23 protein-coding genes are annotated in these 20,589 nt (G+C 63.1%); 10 read left to right on the top strand and 13 right to left on the bottom strand.

Translation table 11 applies throughout. From position 1 onward, the window contains the following. Positions 1–137: 137 nt before the first annotated feature. On the top strand, positions 138–875 hold the full coding sequence (locus Lysil_RS07420) for a transposase (RefSeq protein ID WP_129588397.1): 738 nt from the start codon (positions 138–140) through the stop codon (positions 873–875). Here Lysil_RS07420 and Lysil_RS07415 read toward each other — a convergent pair. From Lysil_RS07415 to Lysil_RS13495, 3 genes are all read right to left on the bottom strand, one after another. Continuing rightward, entirely contained in the window at positions 855–2,090 is a 1,236-nt protein-coding gene (locus tag Lysil_RS07415; RefSeq protein ID WP_103074844.1) for a tyrosine-type recombinase/integrase, read from the bottom strand. The genes Lysil_RS07420 and Lysil_RS07415 overlap by 21 nt on opposite strands. A 257-nt stretch (positions 2,091–2,347) precedes the next feature. Further along, a complete protein-coding gene (locus Lysil_RS07410) occupies positions 2,348–3,103 on the bottom strand; it encodes a hypothetical protein (protein ID WP_165782413.1) in 756 nt (251 codons plus the stop codon). Between the two features lie 70 nt (positions 3,104–3,173). Further along, the gene (locus tag Lysil_RS13495) at positions 3,174–3,338 is read right to left on the bottom strand and encodes a hypothetical protein (RefSeq protein WP_205756916.1); all 165 of its coding nucleotides are present in this window, start codon (positions 3,336–3,338) and stop codon (positions 3,174–3,176) included. Here Lysil_RS13495 and Lysil_RS13385 point away from each other — a divergent pair. Both Lysil_RS13385 and Lysil_RS07400 read left to right on the top strand, forming a co-directional pair. Then, entirely contained in the window at positions 3,276–3,458 is a 183-nt protein-coding gene (locus Lysil_RS13385; RefSeq protein ID WP_205756882.1) for a hypothetical protein, read from the top strand. The genes Lysil_RS13495 and Lysil_RS13385 overlap by 63 nt on opposite strands. Positions 3,459–3,597: 139 nt before the next feature. Then, positions 3,598–4,536, top strand: coding sequence for a helix-turn-helix domain-containing protein (locus Lysil_RS07400; RefSeq protein WP_103074843.1), 939 nt, complete (start codon positions 3,598–3,600; stop codon positions 4,534–4,536). A gap of 26 nt (positions 4,537–4,562) precedes the next feature. Here Lysil_RS07400 and Lysil_RS07395 read toward each other — a convergent pair whose 3' ends face one another. Together Lysil_RS07395 and Lysil_RS07390 are read right to left on the bottom strand one after the other, a co-directional pair. After that, complete coding sequence (locus Lysil_RS07395; RefSeq protein WP_165782412.1) at positions 4,563–6,185, bottom strand: ShlB/FhaC/HecB family hemolysin secretion/activation protein; 1,623 nt, start codon at positions 6,183–6,185, stop codon at positions 4,563–4,565. A 157-nt stretch (positions 6,186–6,342) separates the two neighbouring features. Continuing rightward, the gene (locus tag Lysil_RS07390) at positions 6,343–7,899 is read right to left on the bottom strand and encodes a collagen-like triple helix repeat-containing protein (protein WP_129588396.1); all 1,557 of its coding nucleotides are present in this window, start codon (positions 7,897–7,899) and stop codon (positions 6,343–6,345) included. Between the two features lie 375 nt (positions 7,900–8,274). On the opposite strand from Lysil_RS07390, the gene cysS reads away from it, so the two are divergent. The 5 genes from cysS (at position 8,275) to Lysil_RS07365 (ending at position 12,312) form a co-directional block, all read left to right on the top strand. Then, positions 8,275–9,648, top strand: coding sequence for a cysteine--tRNA ligase (gene cysS / locus Lysil_RS07385; protein ID WP_103074840.1), 1,374 nt, complete (start codon positions 8,275–8,277; stop codon positions 9,646–9,648). Continuing rightward, on the top strand, positions 9,645–10,082 hold the full coding sequence (locus Lysil_RS07380) for a SufE family protein (RefSeq protein WP_103074839.1): 438 nt from the start codon (positions 9,645–9,647) through the stop codon (positions 10,080–10,082). The genes cysS and Lysil_RS07380 overlap by 4 nt, the downstream gene beginning before the upstream one ends. Before the next feature lie 62 nt (positions 10,083–10,144). Further along, the gene (locus tag Lysil_RS07375) at positions 10,145–11,323 is read left to right on the top strand and encodes an MFS transporter (protein WP_425477152.1); all 1,179 of its coding nucleotides are present in this window, start codon (positions 10,145–10,147) and stop codon (positions 11,321–11,323) included. 46 nt (positions 11,324–11,369) lie between these two features. Further along, complete coding sequence (locus tag Lysil_RS07370) at positions 11,370–11,639, top strand: hypothetical protein (RefSeq protein ID WP_103074837.1); 270 nt, start codon at positions 11,370–11,372, stop codon at positions 11,637–11,639. Between the two features lie 31 nt (positions 11,640–11,670). Further along, complete coding sequence (locus Lysil_RS07365) at positions 11,671–12,312, top strand: CDGSH iron-sulfur domain-containing protein (protein ID WP_103074836.1); 642 nt, start codon at positions 11,671–11,673, stop codon at positions 12,310–12,312. A gap of 171 nt (positions 12,313–12,483) precedes the next feature. Here Lysil_RS07365 and dksA read toward each other — a convergent pair whose 3' ends face one another. Then, positions 12,484–13,521 (bottom strand): RNA polymerase-binding protein DksA, encoded by a 1,038-nt coding sequence (gene dksA, locus Lysil_RS07360; protein ID WP_103074835.1) that lies wholly within the window; start codon positions 13,519–13,521, stop codon positions 12,484–12,486. A 122-nt stretch (positions 13,522–13,643) separates the two neighbouring features. On the opposite strand from dksA, the gene yidD reads away from it, so the two are divergent. Both yidD and Lysil_RS07350 read left to right on the top strand, forming a co-directional pair. After that, positions 13,644–13,874 (top strand): membrane protein insertion efficiency factor YidD, encoded by a 231-nt coding sequence (gene yidD, locus Lysil_RS07355; protein WP_103074834.1) that lies wholly within the window; start codon positions 13,644–13,646, stop codon positions 13,872–13,874. Positions 13,875–13,894: 20 nt separating this feature from the next. Beyond that, positions 13,895–15,244: a dihydroorotase gene (locus tag Lysil_RS07350; RefSeq protein ID WP_103074833.1), complete on the top strand. Its 1,350-nt coding sequence runs from the start codon at positions 13,895–13,897 to the stop codon at positions 15,242–15,244. A gap of 41 nt (positions 15,245–15,285) precedes the next feature. Here Lysil_RS07350 and Lysil_RS07345 read toward each other — a convergent pair whose 3' ends face one another. The 7 genes from Lysil_RS07345 to Lysil_RS07315 all read right to left on the bottom strand — a co-directional run bounded on the left by Lysil_RS07345 (position 15,286) and on the right by Lysil_RS07315 (position 20,569). Then, positions 15,286–15,495 carry a hypothetical protein gene (locus tag Lysil_RS07345; protein ID WP_103074832.1) on the bottom strand — a complete coding sequence of 70 codons (210 nt, stop codon included), beginning with the start codon at positions 15,493–15,495 and terminating at the stop codon, positions 15,286–15,288. A gap of 154 nt (positions 15,496–15,649) precedes the next feature. After that, positions 15,650–16,549 carry a GTP cyclohydrolase FolE2 gene (gene folE2 / locus Lysil_RS07340; protein ID WP_103074831.1) on the bottom strand — a complete coding sequence of 300 codons (900 nt, stop codon included), beginning with the start codon at positions 16,547–16,549 and terminating at the stop codon, positions 15,650–15,652. Positions 16,550–16,558: 9 nt separating this feature from the next. Next, positions 16,559–17,191 carry a hypothetical protein gene (locus Lysil_RS07335; RefSeq protein WP_103074830.1) on the bottom strand — a complete coding sequence of 211 codons (633 nt, stop codon included), beginning with the start codon at positions 17,189–17,191 and terminating at the stop codon, positions 16,559–16,561. Next, entirely contained in the window at positions 17,188–17,853 is a 666-nt protein-coding gene (gene gph / locus Lysil_RS07330; protein ID WP_103074829.1) for a phosphoglycolate phosphatase, read from the bottom strand. Before gph ends, Lysil_RS07335 begins: the two co-directional genes overlap by 4 nt. Beyond that, positions 17,850–18,578: a bifunctional 2-polyprenyl-6-hydroxyphenol methylase/3-demethylubiquinol 3-O-methyltransferase UbiG gene (ubiG, locus tag Lysil_RS07325; protein WP_103075043.1), complete on the bottom strand. Its 729-nt coding sequence runs from the start codon at positions 18,576–18,578 to the stop codon at positions 17,850–17,852. The genes gph and ubiG overlap by 4 nt, the downstream gene beginning before the upstream one ends. Positions 18,579–18,588: 10 nt before the next feature. Further along, positions 18,589–19,917: a TRZ/ATZ family hydrolase gene (locus tag Lysil_RS07320; protein WP_103074828.1), complete on the bottom strand. Its 1,329-nt coding sequence runs from the start codon at positions 19,915–19,917 to the stop codon at positions 18,589–18,591. Then, complete coding sequence (locus Lysil_RS07315) at positions 19,910–20,569, bottom strand: TMEM175 family protein (protein ID WP_103074827.1); 660 nt, start codon at positions 20,567–20,569, stop codon at positions 19,910–19,912. The genes Lysil_RS07320 and Lysil_RS07315 overlap by 8 nt, the downstream gene beginning before the upstream one ends. Positions 20,570–20,589: the final 20 nt, after the last annotated feature.

The raw sequence follows: 20,589 nt of genomic DNA, 5'->3' as shown, positions 1-20,589 counted from the left end.
TATAATTTCCAAGCCGATGAATCTGTTAATAATTCGATTAAAAAGGCTATATTTTCATATATTTGCTAACATTACAGGTGACTACAGACGTAAAATCCAGATACAAAAACCGAGCCGTCACTCGCCGTGAGGACACCATGGGCAAACACCGCAGCACCGATGAGAAAATTCGAATCCTGGCTGAAGCCATGTCTGGAAACTGGGACAAGGTAGCTGTGGCCAGACGACACAGCATTCACGAATCGACGCTCTATGATTGGATGAATGAGTTCCCATACGCAGCGGATGCTTACGCAGTTCTCCAAGAGAAAGGAAGGTCCGAATATCTGAGTTTCTTATTCAAAAACTCCGATGCCAAGCATGGACAAGAAGAATTCAAGCTCAAGGGTGGTGTCGATTACGGCGAAACTCCTGATTATCCGAATGAGTTCTGGGAATGGGAGGAACGACGGCTGGAACAAATAGATGCAGACACACGCTATCGCTTGAAAGTGAGCGTTCCTCGCATCGGATGGATGCCAGCTGCACGTTGGGATCAAACACTATCAGCCAAGGTGCACGGCAAGAGGTTCCCAAGCGAGAAAATTGTGAAGTTGCAGCTCAGGTTGCCAGCGGCGTTACACGACAGACTGAAAAAGCAATCGGAGGGCAGCTTGAACCAGGTGATCACTGGCTTGATCGGCTATGCCCTCGAAACTCTGGATACCGAGTATGGCACTTTGCATATTTATGATCGTCTCAAGCCAGCCCCGAAAATTCGTACATCTAGCGTCAAGAACTTCATGGCGATATCAGCAGATCAGAATTACAGGGCGAGACGAAAGAAGAAGCTATCCAATCAAGCAGATTCGAAACTAGGTCCGATTGATCCTTGAAACTGCATCGGCCAGCTTGCCTGGGGCCAAATGCGCGTAACGCAATGTCATCTTGATGTCCGCATGCCCAAGTAGCTCACGAACGGTATTCAAATCCACGCCGGCCATAACCAGCTTGCTGGCGAAATCGTGCCGCAGATCGTGGAAATTGAAATCCGGCAGCTTTGCTGCTGCAACGATGCCGCTCCATGCCTTGTTGATATTGTTGAACCTCGCTCCGCTTGACGACGGGAAGACCAACCCTTTGCCGTCCCCCTGCTTTTTCCACTGCTTCAACATCCTCATGGCGTCATCATTTAGTGGCAAATGGCGGGTTTTTCCGGACTTCGCGTTACCCGCCTCAACAGTAAGTAGACGCGCCTGCAGGTTCAAGTTGCCCCATTCCAACCCGAACAGTTCGCCACGGCGAAGACCCGTATTCAGCGCCAGCAACACCATGGGCACGATATGGTCGGTGTAGCCATCCTTCGGCCATTGAGGATGCCCAACGCTACCTCTTTCCTCATGCCATGCGTTGTGCCGAACCCGGCTCGCCCTACGCTCAACTTCGCGCGCAGCCAGAGCCTTTCGTAGCTCTTTATCTTCGCTGTCGCTCAAGTAGCGCACGCGGACATTGTCCACTTTGATCCGCTTGACCTTCCTCAGTGGATGCTCGGTCAGAAAATCCCACTCGAAAGCACAGGAATACACCTTGCGAATACGGTCAAGGTCGCGATTGATCGTCGCCGGCTTGATCCCGTGCTTCTTGCGTGCAGTCTTGAATCGCTCAATATCGAACGCGGCGATACTTCGCAGTTCACGTTCGTAGAGACCGCCAAAGCACGCTTCCAACGCATCCACGGTCGCCTGCCCCTGCTTTTGGTTGGCCAGCGCCCATGGGGCGAAATGATCACGGATGAAGTCACCGAGAGTGATTGGCTTCTCGCTGGCCGGCTTGCGAGCCTCCACCACAGCCACCGGAGCGCCATGCTCTGCGGCTTCCCCCAACTCCCGACGTGCGGCCTCCCGCGCTCCCTCCAGCGTCATGACAGGGTACGTCCCGATGACACGCTCCTGCCCCCTTCCCCACGTGATAGCCCAAACCTTCGTTCCTGCCGGTGTAACGCGCAGCAGAAGTCCAGGAACAGTGGCATCGCGCAGCCGGTACAGCTTGCCGGTCGGCTTGGCCTGATTGATGACTTTCAGCGTCAACGGCTCGCGGATAATTCGCGGCATACCTGCTTCTCCGGTTATGCAGCACGTCCTGCAAATGTCCTGCAAAAAGCATCATACCGCGAAATTCCGCGGCATATCGCCTTCTTATAAATCAATTACTTAACGTCTAATTGCTTGATCTGTAACCTCTAAAAATCCCGTTCGGGACGTAGAGGTCGCATGTTCGAATCCTGTCTCCCCGACCAACAAAACAAGCTGTTTGCCGAAAAGCCGCCGAGAGGCGGTTTTTTCGTTGCACCGGCAGCGAAGCCGAACCGTCAGAACCGTTTCAGTGTCCGGGTCTGGATCTCCTCATTCGCTGCACCCAGTCGCGCATAGACCGGCATCGACCACGTCGCACTCTGCCCCTGGCCGCACGAGCCATATCCACATTCGTTCCAGAGATAGAAGCTGGCGATGCGATCCGCAGCATCGTAAAGCGTGGAAATCTGGATCGGGCCCGTGCCATCAGCCGGTGCCAGAGTGAATTTCCACTCCCACAAGACCCGCTGATTGGGTACTGGAACAGATGGCCCGGAACCGATGAAGACGTAATTCCCGGGCGGGAAATCAATCTGCTTTCCCCGTTCGATCGTGAGGATGTATTCCTTGCCGACGGCCCAGTCGTACCGAGCACTGCGCTCGCGATCCGGTCCGTTCTGCATCTGTGTGAGATCCGACGCCGGATCTTCCTTCTGGTAGTCGGCGGAACCCCCGCCACGATTCACGAGCCCACCCCAGTTCATCTGGTATCTGCCGCCATCCACCAGCTGCAGTCCGCCGTGTGCCCAGGTCCGGTTCGGGAAATTGACCTGGATGGCGAAGAAATTGAGTCCGTGATCGATCGCCCTGGTGATGCGCAAGCGCGACGACACCTTCACCACGTCATTCGGGACTCCCGGAAAGGCGGCGTGCGAATGGGGATCACCCGAGGCGGGGCCGATCACGAAGGTTTCGGGAAGGACAATGTCCCGCCCGCGAGGCCCACCAGTCCCGCTCATGGCGCAGCCGGCCACGCCCAGCAGCGCTGCCATGGTGAAAAAAGCCCTCATCGATACCGAGTTTCGAGTCATTACGGGCGAATCCATCATATTTATATGATGATTAAATCATGGCTGTGATCAACCCGTTCGGCGGCGCGCCATCCTTTCCGGAGGAAACCGCAATGCATCGACTGCTCATTGTCGCGCCGAATTCAATGAGGCGATGATCCGCGGCATCGCCGACAAATTCGTCGAGCTCGGCCTGAAGGACGCCGGCTACCGCCATATCGACATCGACGACTGCTGGGTTAACTGGGGCGCAATGTGCCGGCCGGCCCGACCATGCATCCCTGCGACTCCGCACCCAGCCTCACATCCCCTTGACAGCTTAATCGTTAAGTATTAATTGTTCATGCAGGTCATTTGGTGCTTGCGTTCACAGTTCTCAGGGGGTGGCACGTGATCCTGGAACAACGTCCCTGGCGGGACCTCCATTCGGCCTCCCGTCGCATGAAAAGCCACATCCAGTTTCCCGGACGGATGGCATGATCAGGCTGACCACGACCCAGCTCGATGAATTCGAATCCGCCCTGTGTGGCGTGGATGGCCATTACGTCGTCACCAATTGCACGGATCATGAGTGGCGCCTTCGCGTCGTCGACCTCGATGCGATCCAGATCATGCTCGTGCAGTTCGGCTCCGATTGCGTCTTCCGTGGCGCGTTTTCCCCGGGGAGGTTCGGCCTGGCGCTGCCGCTGTCGAAGGGCGGGTGCTTTGCACTCAACGGCACCTCATTGAGCAACGAAACGTTTGCCTGGCTGGCTCCCGAACAGGAATACCATGGCATCCGCTATGGCGGCGTGCGGACCTTGGCCATTTCCATCGATGCGCAACGTGTCCCGTATTTGCGGGCGGTGTATCCGCAGTTGTTCGACACGCCATCGAATGCGATCATCAATGCCAGCCCGGATGCCATCCCGCGATTGCTGGTCCTGCTCCGTTCGATCCTGCATGTCGACACGGTCGAACCACAGGCGTTGCAGGATCCACTGATCCGCGAGAGCCTTTGCCAGCAACTCCTGGAGTCCATCCGCGTTCTCCTGGAAGCCGCGCAACCAGCAGCTCCGGCTGATCTGGGACGCCCGCGCGCCGACCGGGAGGAAATCATCCGTCGCACCATGAATATCATTGACCAGCGCATCGACGAGCCGATTCACGTCGGCGATCTCTGCGAGGCCGCCCAAGTCTCCGAACGCACGCTGCACGCGGCCTATTCCCAATGTCTTGGCGTCAGCCCGCATCGATACCTGATGCTGCATCGACTGCGTGCCGTTCATTCGGCCATTCGGCGGGCGAGGCCAGCAGATACCGTCGCCAGCATTTGCGCGAAGTATGGCGTCTGGGACTTCGGTCGATTCTCCGCACAGTACCGCCGCGTGTTCGGCACCCTGCCCTCGATGACCCTGGCCAAGGCGCGCGCATAGCCAACCTGATCGCTCGCGCTTGCGCCTTAGCGAAGCTGGTAACTGAAGCCGAAATTCACGCGCGTGGAGCGATGCGTGGCACCGGGTGGCTTGTCGGCGACAGGTTGGGCGAGAGAGAGATCGAACGAGTAGTGATGGTTGTCACTCCAGCGCACGCCGACGCCGGCCGTGCCCAACGTGGCGAGGGCGGGCGAACCTGCGGCATGGAGGTATGCACGCGCGTACTGCCCGACCAGATAGGGGCTGACCTGTTTGACCCAACGCGCCGTCACGTCGTAACGCTTGCTCACTTCGAACGACGCGCCCCAGCCGCTATCGCCCGCGACTGCGCCGGGATCGTACGCAAGACCATAACGAGGGCCGCCAAAGCTCAGCTGCTCGGTGGTCGGCAGCGTGTCCTTGCTGTATTGCCCGGTGACACTGAACACCGTGGCAAAGCGGTGCGGCCACGCATTGCTCTGCAAGAAACTCGCGTTGTAGCGCGTGAATGACGGAGCAAGGGGCATGACGACAGCTGCACCTCCCGCGCGCGCCACGATGCTGGCACTCGCCCCCAAGCCGTTCACGCCATGTGCGATCTCGAGATTGAGTTTTCGCATCCACGCATCGCCGACCTTGACGTAATCCAATTTGCCATCGAGCACGCGCAAATCATATTGCTGCACGAGGCTGGCACCGGTCATGGTGTTGGTGTAGCTCTGCTTCAACCCAGTGGAATATGCGCCGGCAGTGACCGACAGGTTGGTGTGGTTGTCGAGTCGCAGCGGGTAACTGGCGGAAAGCGAGAGCTGGTTCTGGCGCAGGTTCTGTTGCAGATAATCAGGCAATTGATGGTTGATATCCGGGTTGCCCTCGTAATGCGATCCGTTGAAACGCAATTGCAGGCCATTCGATCCCGCCAGCTGCACGTAATTCAACGTATACAGTCGCGGATTTCCCCGGCCGGGAGGAAGCAGCGTCGAGAAATTCAGCTGCTCCGCCAAAGGCAGCAATCCGTTTTCGGTCAGGCTCGTCAACCCCTGCACGCCGGGATGGTTGAAATCAATGCCGGTGCTGGCGTTGAAGCGCGTGCGCGTGACCGTCAGCACCATCCGCGTCGCGCCGTCGGTGGTCGTGGGTGCAGGCACGCTGGCATCGATATGCGCACCTGGCAACATGCCAAGTACCTGCAGGTAACGTTCGAAGGTCTTCTGCCGCAGCGGCCGATCCTTGGTGATGTGCGCGGCGATGGCGCGAATTTTCGCCGTCATGTTGCCGGCATCACCCTGGATGACGACATCTGCCACGTAACCTTCGACCACGACAATGTTGACCTCGCCATTGGCGAAATCCTGCGTCGGCACGAATCCGAACGACAGCGCGTACCCATGCGCCTTGTAAATGGCGCTGATTTTCCCGGCCGCATCAAGCACATCGGCAACGCGCACGGTCTTGCCCGTCATCGGGCTGAACAAGGCTGCGACTTCCTCGAAGGGCACCGCATGTACCCCGACGACATTGAACCTGCGTGGCGCGATCGCTGTTTCCAGCAGCGTGGCCAGCCCGGGATTCGGTGCGCTGGCCTGCACTTCCGTATTGACCTTGGGCGTTGTCGGCGCATCGACGCGCGGCAGGTTCTGCAGCGGGTTGGCTGTCGAAGGCGGGCGCACCTGTGCTTCCGCTTGCATTGACACTGCCATCGAAACACCAAGAACCGAGCCGACCCATGACTTCATGCAATGCCCCCGTTTGCTTTCAACACCGATAAAGCGGAGGCGGCCACTGGCCGCCTCCATTCAACACTGTCACTTCGATCGATCAACAGCCTCAGTGACCCTTGCCACCGCCAAGCAGGCCATTGAGGATGCCGCCAACCGGATTCGCATTGCTGTTGCTGCCCGAGTTCGAAGTGCCGCTCGCTGGCGTCCCGAGGAGACCACCTGCAGCATTCGTGCCGGTCAGGCCTGTCGCAACACCGTTCACCACGTTGCTGGCTGCCTGCGTGATCGGTTGCAGCGGCCCGTTGACATTGGAGGTGCTGGTGCCGCCGACTGCGGCGACCGTGTTGCCCGCAGCTGTCACGACACCACCCACCACACCCGTCACCGAGGCAAGGCCTGCCGTCGGTCCCGAGGCCGTGGCACCGGAAAGCGCCTGCCCCGCACCTGCCACCGTCTGGCCAATACCAGTCACTGCATTGGTGGCACCAGCCGCCGTCACGCCCACCGGATTGCTGATGCTGCCGGATTGACCAATGCCAGCAGTCACGCCGTTGCCAAGCGTCGTGACGGCATTGCCCGTCCCTTGCACGGCATTGCCGACCAACTGCGTGACAGGTGCTGCACCAGGAACCGACGACCCGCTACTCGCCAATTGCGCACCCACGGACGAGACGATGTTGCCGGTGCCGCTGGTTGCAGCGCCGGCCACTTGTCCCGTGGTCGCGACCAGATTGCCGCCGTTGCCTGCCGCTGCAACCGGCGTCAGTACATTGCTGGCGGTCTGCGTGACCGTATTGACCACGCCCGTGCTCAAGGCATGATCCAGTGGCGGGCTTGCTGCCGATACGGTGTTGCCGACCGTCGACACCACATTGCCGACCGCCGACGTGATCGGTTGGATCGGAGAACCCTGGAAGGAGCCGACACTCGAGACGGTCTGGCCAAGGCTGCTTACTGCTTGCCCCGTGCTGTTCACTACACCGCTCGCACTCTGGACAGTGGTGCCCACCGGGTTGCCGGTATTGCCAATCTGGCCCACGCCATTCGTCACCCCGCTGCCGAGCGCGCCCACGGCTGCACCAACATTGGTGATGACGCCACCCAATCCCTGCGTGGTCGGGTTGCTGCCGCCCGGAAGGTGCGAGCCGACCGCGCCCACTGCGCCGCCCACGCTCGATACCACGCCGCCAGCACCCGTGGCGATGCCGCCAATCGCGTTGCTGGGCGCTGGCAAGCCGGTACCAGTACCGGTGCCACCACCACTACCGCTGCCAGTGCCACTACCGGTGCCACTGCCAGTTCCGGTTCCGCTGCCAGTTCCGGTTCCACTGCCAGTTCCGGTTCCACCACCAGCGCTTCCACCGATGCCGGCTCCACCACCCGCAGTGCCGCCGGTTCCACTTCCGCCACCAGCGCCTGAACCACTACCCGATCCGGTACCAGTCCCGCTACCGGTACCCGATCCGGTGCCGGTGCCGGTGCCGGTGCCACCGGATGATCCGTCGCCACTCGATCCGCTGCCCGAGGGCTTCACCGCCAAGCCTCCCGGCGACGCATGCACCGAACCTGATCCGCTGCATGCGGTCATCGCCGCGACGGACGCGATGATCAAGCTCGCGAGCACGGTCTTTCTTGCTGAAATGCGCTTGTCAACCATTGTCATGGTATTTCCTCCCTCTGGATATCCAACTTCGATTCGAGATCACGCAACACATGCAATGTCTTGCGCATCACGACCCAACCAACCCCCCGTGTTGGAAATGAAACTTCCCACAGGTCACTGCAAAAAATGGCTTGATGCCTGGAAGGCGAAACAGACTGGTGGTGGCACTTGATTCAACGTAATAGAACAGGGCAACGCACTTATCTACGTAAAACCTGCAAAAAGACCGGAACAGGAATCCCGGGCACCGCAACATCCATTGAAATTCGCTAGGCACGCCACTGCCATCGATGGGAAATCAGCCGATTGGTGCCAATCCGGTGGGCCTGACCGCCAATCGCATAAAATCACGGGATTGCCACGTCACCGCGTCCGATGAGCCTCCGCCTCTACAACACCCTGACCCGTTCGGTCGAACCCTTCGCGCCCGCCTCGCCCTCCGGCCCGACCATGTATGTCTGTGGCCCGACGGTCTACAACTACGTGCACATCGGCAACGCGCGTGGCCCGGTGGTGTTCGGGGTGCTGGCAGCGCTTCTGCGCCGGCGTTTCGGCAGCCTGCGCTACGCCCGCAACATCACCGACGTCGACGACAAGATCAACGCGGCGGCGAAGGAATTGGGCACGCCGATTTCCACCATCACCGACAAGTACACCGCCGCCTATCGCGAAGACATGGCGGCACTGGGCGTCGATGGTGCCTTCGCGCCCGACATGGAACCGGCTGCGACCGACCACATCCCGCAAATCGTCGCGATGTGCGAGCGCCTGATCGCGGACGGCCACGCCTACGCCGCCGAAGGCCACGTGCTGTTCTCGGTCGCGAGCTATGGGGATTACGGCAAGTTGTCGCGTCGCGATCCCGAGGACATGCTGGCCGGCGCGCGCGTGGACGTCGCGCCGTACAAGCGTGATCCCGGCGATTTCGTGTTGTGGAAGCCATCGACCGACGATCTTCCCGGCTGGGATTCGCCGTGGGGACGCGGCCGTCCGGGCTGGCACATCGAATGCTCGGCGATGGCGGAAGCGCATCTCGGCGACACCATCGACATCCACGCCGGCGGCATCGACCTGCAATTCCCGCACCACGAAAACGAAATCGCGCAAAGCGAGTGCGCGCATGGCGGCCAGCCGTTCGCGCGCTGGTGGCTTCACAACGGCATGCTCAACTTCGGCGGTGCCAAGATGAGCAAGTCGCTGGGCAATATCGAAAAAGTCCACGACCTGGTGCGCGCGCACCCGCCGGAAGCGCTGCGTTACGCCCTGCTCTCCGCGCATTACCGCCAACCGCTGGAGTGGAGCGATGCCTTGGTCGATCAGGGCGTGCGCACGCTCGATCGCCTGTACGGGACGTTGCGTGATCTCGCCGATGTCGATGCACCAGCGGTGATTCCCGCCAGCATCGAAGCCGCACTCGACGACGATCTCAACACACCGATCGCGTTGGCAGAAATCGCCCGCATCGCCGGTGAGGCACGCAAGGCCGCGGGCGATGACCGCAAGCAACTGAAATCGGAATTGCTCGGCGCAGGACTGGTGCTGGGATTGCTTCAACAGGATCCAGCCGCATGGTTCAACCGCGGTGCCAGCAATGACGACGATGCCCGCATCCAGTCACTGGTGGATGAACGCAATACCGCCAAGCAATCGCGCGACTTCGCCCGCGCCGATGCCATCCGCCAGCAACTCGCCGACGAAGGCATCCTGCTGGAAGACACGCCTGCCGGTGTTCGTTGGAAACGGGCATGAGCGCAGCGCAATTTCCCCTCGAATCCACTGCGGCTGCCGCACAGGCCGAGATCGCCGACGAATTCGCGCTGTTCGGCGACTGGTCGGAGCGTTACCAGTACCTGATCGATCTTGGCCGCAAGCTGCCCGATCTCCCCGAATCATTGAAGACCGAGGAGCACCGCCTGCTCGGCTGCCAGTCGAAAGTGTGGATCGCCGCCAGCGGCGACGCCAGCCGCCTCGATTTCCGCGCCATCAGCGATTCCGCCATCGTCTCCGGATTGATCTATCTCGCGTTGCGCGTGTATTCGGGACGCCCGGCCAGCGAGATCCTCGCCACCGCGCCGGACTACATCTCCGACATCGGACTGGCCAAACATCTTTCACCGACCCGCAGCAACGGACTCGCGGCGCTGCTTGACTTCATCAAGACCACCGCCGCACAGGCCCAATGATCGCTACCACCACCGACACCACGCCGCTGCCGCCCTGGCGCAATCGCGGCTTCCTGCAGTTGATGGCGTATCGCGTCACCACACTGCTGTGCTACCAGATCGCAGCGGTGACCGTCGGCTGGCACATCTACGAACTCACCCGCAGCCCATTCGCGCTCGGCATGATCGGCCTCGCCGAGGTGCTGCCGTTTTTCGTTGTCGCGCCGTTCGCCGGCTACCTGGTCGATCACCTGCCGCGGCGCAAGCTCGGGGCGATCGCCTGCCTCGGTCTCGCGGCGACGCCCTTGTTGTTGTGGCTGGTGGCGCGCACGCCGTCGCTGCATTCCAACCTCGCGTTGATGTACGTCGCGGTCGGCTTGAACGGCGTGGTGCGTTCCTTCCTCGGCCCGGTCTACAACGCCTTGTTCGCGCGCGTGCTGCCGCGCGAACAGTTCGTCCGTGGGGCGAGTCTTGGCAGCGTGGTGTTCCAGGCCGGATTGGTGCTCGGTCCGGCATTGGGCGGCGCGCTCACCGGTTGGGGCGGCGTGCAGGTCGCCTATCTCGTTTCATTCGTGCTTGGCGTGATCGCCGCGATCTCGCTGTTCACGCTGGCGGTGAGCGAGCCGCCACCACCGCCGCAACGCGAGCCGGTGTTCGCCAGCATCCGCGAAGGCCTGCGCTTCGTGTTCTCGCAACAGGTGATGCTCGGCGCGATGGCGCTCGACATGTTCTCGGTGCTGTTGGGTGGCGCGATCTCGATGCTGCCGGCCTTCATCAAGGACATCCTGCATGCCGGCCCGGAAGCATTCGGGGTGATGCGCGGGCTGCCGGCGGTGGGATCGATCGCGGTGGCGCTGTGGCTTGCGCGTCGTCCGCTGGAACGCCACGCCGGTCGCGTGCTGATGTTCGCCGTCGCCGGATTCGGGCTGGCGACAATCGCCTTCGCGCTGTCGCGCAACCTGTGGCTGTCGGGCGCGCTGCTGGTGCTCTACGGCATGTGCGATGGCGTCTCGGTGGTGCTGCGCTCGACCATCCTGCAGCTGGTGACGCCGGACGAAATGCGCGGTCGGGTGTCGTCGATCAACAGCATCTTCATCAGCTCGTCGAATGAACTCGGCGCCTTCTACGACGGCACGATGGCGCGCCTGCTCGGACTGGTGCCGGCGATCGTCACCGGTGGTTGCGTCACCCTCGCGGTGGTCGCCACCACTGCCTGGCGTGCGCCGAAACTGCGACGGCTCGATCTGCGCGACCTGCACTGAGGCATACTCGGATCATCGGCATCGTACCGGTTGCGGGAAGCAGCGAATGCGCACATTGATCATCGTCGCCATCGGCATCGCGCTGTCCGCGCTGCTGCTGATGTTGTTCCGGCGCAATGCACCAACGCTGCGCGCGGTGTTCGCCACCTTCGCCGTCGCCTGGGTCGCGGTCTGCGGCTACAACCTGTGGCTGGGCGTAACCCGCGCCGGTTACGCGGTGATGGAAGAACTGCCGTTTTTCCTGGCGAATGCCGGCGTTCCCGTGCTGTTCGCATGGTGGTTGCAGCGACGCCTGCAACGCCCGCTGCGGGCGTAGACTCGATCCCCAACTCCTGCGGAGCAGTGCCATGGCGACCGAAACCATCCGCGGCAAGCACCTCGTCATCCTATACGACGGAAAACTCTGCATCCATTCGCGCAATTGCATCCTGAACCAGCCAGAGGTCTTCGTCCCCAATGTCGAAGGCGAATGGATCCACCCCGATGACGCCTCCACCGAAGACGTGGTGATGACCGCGCGGATGTGCCCGTCCGGCGCCATCCGTTATCAGCGCCTTGATGGCGGCGAGGAAGAACCCGCGCCTGAGGTCAACACCGCGCGCCTGCGCGAGAACGGTCCGCTGGCCTTCAATGCGCCATTGGAGATCGCCGGTGAAGCAGCCGGCCTGCGTCGCACGCTGTGTCGTTGCGGCCTGTCGAAGCACAAGCCGTATTGCGACAACAGTCATGTCGAAGGCGGCTTCCACGCCACCGGGGAACCGGCCACGAAAAAATCGGGACCACTGGCAGCGCGCGATGGCGTTCTTGCGGTCGAACCGCAGCGCAACGGTCCGCTGAAGGTGAGCGGCAATCTGGAAATCGTCAGCGGCACCGGCCGCACCATCGATCGCGTCACCGAGACGTGGCTATGCCGCTGCGGGCATTCGCAGAACAAGCCTTACTGCGATGGCTCGCACCTGAAGTCCGGATTCGAGGCTGACGGCACCTGATTCCCGGCAACAAAAACCCCGCGCAAGGCGGGGGTTTGCATATTGCAATCAATTGAAGCGTAACGGGCGAAGCCCAGGCGTGTGCGCGCGGAGCGCAGGAAGCGGAGTGTGCTCAGGTGCACATGAGCATTCCGAGCAGCGCACGCGCTCGCATGGGCGAGCGCAGTAGCTTCAGTCGCCCTGCTGCTTCTGCAGATGCTCCCAGCGTTCCTGTGCATCGATGGTGCGCTCGGCTTGCGGACGCGCCTCCAGGCGCTCCAGGCCGATGTCCTCGCCGGTATCGACGCAGTAGCCGTACTCGCCGCTGTCGACGCGCTTGAGCGTGCTGTCGAGCTTGCTGAGCAGCTTGCGGTAGCGGTCGCGGGTGCGCAGTTCCAGCGCGTTCTCGGTCTCGCGGCTGGCGCGCTCGGCATCGTCGCCGACATCGCGCACTTCGTCCCTGAGGTTCTCGATGGTCTGCTTGGACTCCTCGACCAGTTCGGCGCGGCGTTCCAGCAATTTCTGGCGGAAATACTCGAGCTGCAACGCGCTCATGTATTCCTCGTCCGCCTTCGGCTTGTAGCCGGCGGGCAGGATCGGGCGGCCGCTGGTCTCATCGACCTTGTACTCGACCACGCGCGGCTTGCCGCGCACCGCTGGCGCCTTGGTGACCGGCGTGACCGCCACCGCGACCTTGCCGATCGGGCGCGGCACCGGGGCGCGCGGTGCCGGGGGCACCGGGGCCGGAGCGGGTGCGGGCGTCTTGCTGCCCTTGCTCGCAGCGGGCTTGGCCACGGCTTTTGGTGCGGCGGGCGCAACCTTCGCCGGCGCGGGCTTGCTTGCGGCAGGCGCAGGTGCTGGCTTGGCAGCAACCGGGGCCGGCTTCGCGGCAGCCTTCACGGGCGCCGGAGCCGACTTCGCAGCAGCCTTCACCGGTGCCGGGGCCGGCTTGGCCGCGGCTTTCGCGGGAGCGGCCTTGGCGACAGGCGCCGCGGGTTTCTTCGCGGGCAGGGGTGCCGGCTTGGCCGCGGCCTTCACCGGGGCAGCCTTGGCGACGGCAACCGGCTTCTTGGCAGGCACGGCGGCGGCCTTGGTGGCGGGTTTCGCCGGCGCCTTGGCGGCCGGTTTGCTGCTCACTGGTGCTTTTTTGGGCGCGGCAGCGGCCGGTTTCTTGGCGGCGGCCTTGCTGGCGGGCTTGGCGGGGGCTTTTACGGTTTTCTTGACAGCCACTTCAACGTCCTTACATGATCCCTTGAGCGCGGGAAGCCGGCTGTTATAACCTGCCTACTCCCCCTCGGCAAGCGCAGGATGCTGCAACAGATCGCGTGGACAGATGGTGATTTCCCCTGAACATGCTCCGTGACCTCGCATCCGGCCTGCTGATCGGGCTGTTGCGCACCTACAAGTTGCTGATCAGCCCCCTGCTCGGGCAGCGTTGCCGCTTCCATCCCAGCTGCTCGAGCTATGCCATGGAGGCGATTGTGCGCTTCGGCCCGATCAAGGGCAGCTGGCTGGCCGTGCGCCGCGTCGGCCGCTGCCATCCCCTCCATCCCGGTGGCCACGACCCCGTGCCGCCCGCCTGACCCCAACCGGACCTCGCCACATGCCCTCGATCCTCATCACCAATGCCCGCGTCGTCAGCGACGGCCGCGAATTCGACGCCGACGTCCGCATCGAGGGCGAGCGCATCGGGCTGATCGGCGACAGCCTGGCGGCGAAACCGGGCGAACGGGTGATCGACGCCAGGGGTGCGTGGTTGATGCCGGGCATGATCGATGACCAGGTCCACTTCCGCGACCCCGGCCTGACCCACAAGGGCGACACGGCGACGGAATCGGCGGCGGCGGTGGCCGGTGGTACCACCAGTTTCATGGACATGCCCAACACCCGTCCACCAACGCTCGATCATGCCGCGCTGGAAGCGAAGTACGCCAACGCCGCCGGACGCGCCCATGCCAACTACGGCTTCTACTTCGGGGCGAGCAACGACAACCTCGAGGCGATCCGCGGCCTCGATCCGCGTGCCACGCCGGGGGTCAAGGTGTTCATGGGCGCATCGACCGGCAACATGCTGGTGGACGATCCCGACGTGCTCGACGGCATCTTCCGCGACTCGCCGGTGACGATCATCACCCACTGCGAAGACACCCCGACCATCGACGCCAATCTCGCCGGTTACGTGGCGCAATACGGCAACGACATCCCGGTGCGGTTCCATCCCGATATCCGCAGCCGCGAGGCTTGCCTGAAGTCGTCGCGGCTGGCCGTGGAACTGGCGCGCCGCCACGATTCCCGCCTGCACGTGCTGCACATCTCCACCGCCGACGAGCTCGACCTGTTCGAACGCGGGCCGCTGATCCGCGCCAATGGCAGCCGCAAGCGCATCACCGCCGAAACCTGCGTGCACTTCCTGCATTTCACCCGCGCCGATTACGATCGCCTAGGCAACCTGATCAAGTGCAATCCGGCGATCAAGGACGCCAGCGATCGCGATGCCCTGATCCGTGCGCTGGCCGACGACGTGATCGACGTGCTCGCCACCGATCACGCGCCGCATACCTGGGAAGAAAAACAGCAGCAGGACTACCTGAAGGCGCCGGGTGGCCTGCCACTGACGCAGTTCGCGCTGCAATGCGCGCTGGAACGCGTCCATGACGGTTTGCTGACCCGCGCGCAGGTGGTGCAGAAGACCGCGCATGCCACGGCGCAGTTGTTCGACGTGGTCGATCGCGGCTTCGTCCGCGAGGGCCAGTTCGCCGACCTGGTGCTGATCGAGGACGCGCCCTATACCGTGCGTCGCGAGGCGGTACTGTCGAAATGCGGTTGGTCGCCGTTCGAAGGCACCACCTTCCGCTCGCGCATCGCTTCGACCTGGGTCAATGGCCGCCAAGTGTGGGACGGTACCAGCGTGATCGGCCCGGCCGACGGCCAGCGCCTGCAGTTCCATCGCTGAAACAACGCGGCGCCGTTCATCGGCGCCGCGAAGCACTGCGATCAGGACTCGGAGGAATCGCCGGCGTCCTGCGACTGCGGTTTTTCCGCGTCGTTGTTTTCGAAGTGTTCCTTCACCTTTTCGACGCCGACGAAACCGGCAACGGCAGCTGCGCCCTCGGTCAGGATCGAAGCGTCAGGATCGAGTTTCTTGGCACCTTCCACCGCTGCAACCGCGCCTGCTGCTTCTTCAAGAAAATTGATGACGCCCATGGATGTTTCCTCTGCGATTTGCCGTGACTGGAAGCCTCCATACAGCGGCAATCCCGGCGAACTGTCAATGCAGAATCGACTCTCGTTCATCCGAAAGCGGGCATCGCGCAATGTTGCGGAAAGATTGATCGGCGCGAGGTGAAGCAGCTGTCAATTATTTGCTGCACACCACCGCCACGGCGTCGTGCGCGTGCAGGCTTTCGAGATGGCTGACCTGCACGCGATAGCGCAGGCAGCCGGCCATCTTCGAGACCACTGACGCGACGCGGCGCGCGGCGTCTTCGCAGAACATCAGGTTGGCGGCGTTGGCCTCGGCGAAGGCGCGTTCGTCCTCGCGCTTCACCGCGGTCTGCACCGGCGTGCCGAGCGCGCGCTCCACCGCATCGACCAATACTGCAATCGGCAACACGTCCACGCCATTCGCCAGCTCAACGCGAATCCGCGCCACGCTGCGTTGCGCATGCGGCGTCGCCGCCATCCCCGCGGGAGAGGCCAGCCACGCGGCGATCTCCCCGGCGTCACCGCCATTGGGGAACGCCCGCAGGAAATGTTCGGAGATCACCTGCCGCGACAACGCTGCCGACGCCGGACAGGTGCTGGAATACTGCAGTTCGATGGTGAACGCGGCACGCAGGCCATCGCCATCGAGTTCCACTTCAAGTTCGATCGGGTAATCGCGCCAGCCGGCATTGGCGCTGGCCAGCGCCGGGCGTTCCAGCAGCACGTCGTAGCGCAAACGCACGCGCGCCGCCGTGCTCAATCCGTTCTGCGACACGATGCACGCCTGCAGGAAATCGCCGATGCGCGCGATGCTGACATCGCCATTCGCCAGCGATTCCTGCAGCTGCAGGTACAGGCGCGACATATGGATGCCGCGCGCGTTGGCATCGGCCAGATTGACAAAGACGTCGGCGATGGCGGGCGCGATGATGTCGCCGTCCAGCCGCAGCGGCAGGGCGATGCCTTCCATCCCCACCCAGTCCAGTCCACGCGCGTGCGTGGCCGTCTCGTGGGCGACGTCGGGCATCAGGGTCTTGCGCGATTCCAGGTTCATTGGCCCATTTTAGCGGCCTCGGGCGGCACGCCACGCCAACACCAGGGTGCGCCAGCGCGAAATGGTGATGGCATCGCCCTCGCGGGCCGCATTTGCACGCGCGACCGCTAGTGCATCCAAGATCCGGCGCGCGCGTGGGCCACCGCGTTGCAGGGTCGCCGCGACGACCGGCAATCCGCCCATCACCCGCAGGCTGCGCCACAACTGGGTCGGATCGCTGTCGAGCGCGGATTCGCCAAAGAGCTGGCGTTCGACCAGGCGAATCGCCGACAGGAACGGTTGCAGCGTGGCGACCGCCACCTGTTCATCGGCGGTGGCGAGCTCGCGCTCGCGCAATACGCTCAGGGTGTCTGCGAACGCTGACCAATCAACCGCCTGCTTCTGCAGCGCCAGACCCAATGGATGGCGACGCAGGCCCTTGGCCCAGCCGCGCAACTCCTCCTGCCACCAGCCGAGCTTGGCCAGCCCAGGCGTCGGATCGCTGCCGCCCCAGGCGGCGTGCGCGAGCTGCGCGAGCAGGTCGAACCAGGCCATGGCGGTTACGCGCGATTCCACCGCGACGAACAGTTCGGCGATCTGCCATTCCGGCCAGCGTGCGCGCCAATCGGCCAACGTGGCGTCGAGGGCGTCACGATCGCTCATGGCCAGCGCGCCGGGTCGAGCAGGTCCGCTGCCTGATCCACCAGCACGTCGCCGCCCCACTCCATCGGTTCGTCGCCCGGCAGGCGATAACCCCACAGCGCGATCACCGAGCGCATGCCCGCCGCGCGCGCCGCCTCGATGTCGCGGAAATCGTCGCCGACATAGACGCAATCGCGCGGATCGACGCCGATCATCTGCGCCGCATGCAGCAGCGGCAATGGATGCGGCTTGCGTTCCGGCAGGCTGTCGCCGCCGACCAGTACGCCGCTGCGATGCGTCCAGCCCGACGCCAGCAAGGCCGACTCCGCCAATCCTTCCGGCTTGTTGGTGACGATGCCCCAGCGCACGTCGGCGCGATCGAGCACATCCAGCAGCGCGTCGACGCCGGGAAATGCGACCGCGTGCTTGCCGAGTTCGCGGGCGTAGATGTCGAGGAATTCCGGCACGTGCGCATCGCGCTGCGTTTCGTCGAATCGCGGGAATGCCGCAGCGATCATTGCGCGCGATCCCTTCGAGACATGCGGGCGCAGTTCGTCGAGCATCATCGCCGCGACGCCACGCGTGGCGCGCATGGCGTTGACCGTCGCCAGCATGTCGGGCGCGCTATCGAGCAAGGTGCCGTCGAGATCGAACAGTACCGCCTTCGGGAACGTCGGTGTCATCGCGCTTCTGTTGAAGCAAGGGGCTTGCCGGCCTGCATCAGGTAGTTGACGTCGGTGCGCGAGGTCAGGCGCGCGGCGTGGCGCCATGGTTCGTAGAAGATGCCGCGGATATCGCGCACGTCGAGGCCGGCGCTGCGCATGCCGCGCGCGAGTTCCGACGGGCGGATGAAATCGCGGTACTGGTGCGTGCCTTTGGGCAGCAAACCGGCGATGTATTCGGCACCTACGATCGCCAAGCCGAATGCCGCCGGCGTGCGATTGAGGGTCGATGCGAACAACTGGCCGCCCGGACGCAACAGCGTGGCGCAGGCATCGAGGATCGATTGCGGATCGGGCACGTGTTCCAGCATTTCCATGCAGGTGATGACGTCGAACGTCCCCGGCTGCTCTGCCGCCAGCGCTTCCACCGACTGCTCGCGGTAGTCGACCTTGATGCCGGCTTCGAGGCCGTGCAATTTCGCCACCTGGATCAGTTCCGGCGCGAGATCGAGTGCGGTGACATTCGCCCCCGCCTGCGCCAGCGCTTCGCTGAGCAAGCCGCCGCCACAACCGACGTCGAGCACGCGCGCACCCGCCAATGTCGCGCGTTCGGCGACATAGGCGAGGCGTACCGGGTTCAGCGCATGCAGCGCGCGTTGCGGGCCGTTGGCATCCCACCAGCGACTGGCGAGGGCGCCGAACTTGTCGAGTTCGGACTGGCGGACATTGCTGCCGTGGTTTGTCATGGCGAGATCCTCATTGCACGCCGATGTGGTCGCGCCACTGGCGGGCATTGGCGCGAATGGCGTCGATGTCCATCTCGACCAGCACGCGATCGGCGAGCTTGCGGCGTCCGGCGATCCAGACATCGCTCACCTGCTGGCGGCCGCAGGCATAGACCAGTTGCGACAACACGTGGAACAGCGGCTGGGTTTCGATGGCGGAGAGATCGACCAGCGCGAGGTCGGCCTGCTTGCCGACTTCGATCGAGCCGATGCGATCGCCCCAGCCGAGCGCGTGCGCACTGCCGAGTGTCGCCGCACGCAATGCGTCTGCCGCGCCGAAGGCCGCGGCGTCGTTCGCCACCGCCTTGGCCAGCAGCGCGGCGGTGCGCGTTTCGCCGAACATGTCGAGATCGTTGTTGCTGGCGGCGCCATCGGTGCCGATGGCGACGTTGACGCCGGAACGCACCAGTTTCTCCACCGGGCAGAACCCCGACGCCAGCTTCATGTTGGATTCCGGGCAGTGCACGACGCTGGTGCCGCGCTCGGCACACAGGCGGATTTCGGCATCGGTCAGTTGTGTCATGTGGACCGCGATCAGGCGATCATTGACCACGCCGAGGCGATCGAGCCGCGCCAGCGGGCGCTGGCCGTGCAGCTTCAGCGAATCCTCGACTTCCTGCACGGTTTCATGGACGTGGCAATGCACCGGGATGTCGAGCTGGTCGGACAGCATGCGCAGGCGTTCGAAGCTGGCATCGCTGACCGTGTACGGCGCGTGCGGCGCGAACGCGGTGCCGATGAAGGCATCGTCGCGCCACTGGTCGTGCACTTCACCGGCGCGTTCGAAATACTCGTCGTCGCTCTTGGCCCAAGCGGTCGGGAAATCGATCACCGGCAGGCCGACCATCGCCCGGAAACCGAGCTTGTGGTAAGTCTGCGCCTGCACGTCGGGGAAGAAATAATTTTCGTTGCAGCAGGTGGTGCCGCCCCGCAGCATCTCGGCCACCGCCAGCGTCGCGCCATCGCGAACATATTCCGGCGACATCACCCGCGCTTCCGCCGGCCAGATGTGCTGCTGCAGCCACGTCATCAACGGCAGGTCGTCGGCGATTCCGCGCAACAACGTCATCGGGTTGTGGGTATGGGCGTTGACGAAACCCGGCATCAACACCGCATCCGGGCGCGACACCGTTTCCTTCGCCGCGTATTTCGCCCGCGCCGCGGTGATCGGCAACACATCGACGATCACGCCAGCGCGGACCGCCACCGCGTGATCGTCCAGCACCACGCCATGCGGCTCGATCGGTACGACAAAGCCGGCTTCGATCAACAGGTCGCAGGGCGTCGGAGTGTCAGTCATGCGGCGATTCCAGTGCGGGAGTCGATGATTGGAAGATGCGGCGACGGACGATCTTCAGCAGCGGGAAGATCAGGAAGAACACCAATGCGATCCATTTCGGCGGCACCACGAAGGCCAGCGGCACCATCACCGCGAATATGCACAACGGGATCACTCCCCGTGCGATGAACCAGCGCGTCTCGATGAAGCCGATCTTGTCGCGCAAGTCCTCCTGCCTGACTACCTTCAGGCGCGTGCGCAGCGAGAAAAACGAAATCATCATCAGCACGGCGGCATACATCGCCGAGCGCCACGGATCATTGGCAACGATCGCGAGTGAATACTCGCGCGTGGCAAACGGCATCAACGCCACGAACATCAATTGCATCAGGGTGAGCCACACCATCCCGCCGTTGACCCGGGTGACGTGTTTCCACGTCAGCATGTGGCTGGTCCAGAACACGCCAGTGACCATGAAACTGACGAAATAGGCAATGAAGGTGGCGGTGATTTCAACGGCCGCAGCGGCATCGGTCGTGTCGTGACCCGGCAACTTCAGCTCGATCGCCAGCAAGGTGATGGCGATCGCGAAGACCGCGTCGCTGAAGAACACGACGCGCTCGTGCGGAAAGAGATCGGTGCCGGGTGTTGCAGGCGTTGCGCTCGACGACATGCGTTCCCTCTCCGCGTTGA

Source organism: Solilutibacter silvestris, from assembly GCF_002895945.1.
Classification (GTDB): Bacteria; Pseudomonadota; Gammaproteobacteria; order Xanthomonadales; family Xanthomonadaceae; genus Solilutibacter; species Solilutibacter silvestris.
This window is presented reverse-complemented; position numbering and strand designations above follow the sequence as displayed.